This window comes from Escherichia sp. E3659 (genome assembly GCF_005781135.1).
Lineage (GTDB): Bacteria > Pseudomonadota > Gammaproteobacteria > Enterobacterales > Enterobacteriaceae > Escherichia.
Map to the genome: position 1 here is coordinate 1 of NZ_VATQ01000079.1, position 695 is coordinate 695.

General features: G+C 56.5%; 1 protein-coding gene. It reads right to left on the reverse strand.

Annotated features, from left to right (window positions below):
- Nucleotides 1–695: pyridoxal-dependent decarboxylase (locus tag FEK47_RS25045; RefSeq protein ID WP_240730998.1), on the reverse strand; the 695-nt coding region annotated here is incomplete at both ends.

Sequence of the window (695 nt, forward strand, 5' to 3'; positions counted from 1 at the left end):
GCGAAGTCCATTTCGAAGCCACGGCGGCACATAATGCGCATTACCACGATGTCGGTGGCTTCACCGCCGAGGGTAAATGCCGGAACCTGCCAGCCGCGCAGACGCAGACGTTCAGAGAGGTCATACAGGGTATATCCTGGATTTTCCCCGTCTTTCAGTTTGAAGCACACCGCCGGGATACCTTCATCCGGGCGACCCGTACAGATGAACTCATACGGCCCCAGTTTGGCGATTTCATCCGCCAGATAAGCAGCAACCTGGTAAGAGGCGTTCTGTACTTTGGTATAACCTTCACGACCGAGGCGCAGGAATTCATAGTACTGGGCAATCACCTGACCTGCCGGACGGGAGAAGTTGATGGCGAAAGTACCAATCTGACCGCCGAGATAGTCAACGTTGAATACCAGTTCTTTCGGCAGCGCTTCTTCGTCACGCCAGATAACCCAGCCGCAGCCCAGCGGAGCCAGACCGAATTTATGGCCTGAAGCACTGATCGATTTCACGCGCGGCAGGCGGAAGTCCCAGACAATATCCGGCGCCACGAACGGCGCAAGGAAACCACCGCTGGCGGCGTCGATGTGCATGTCGATGTCGATACCGGTGTCGGCCTGGAATTTATCCAGTGCATCGTGCAGCGGTTGCGGGAACTCATAGTTACCGGTATAGGTCACGCCGAAAGTCGGCACCACGCCGAT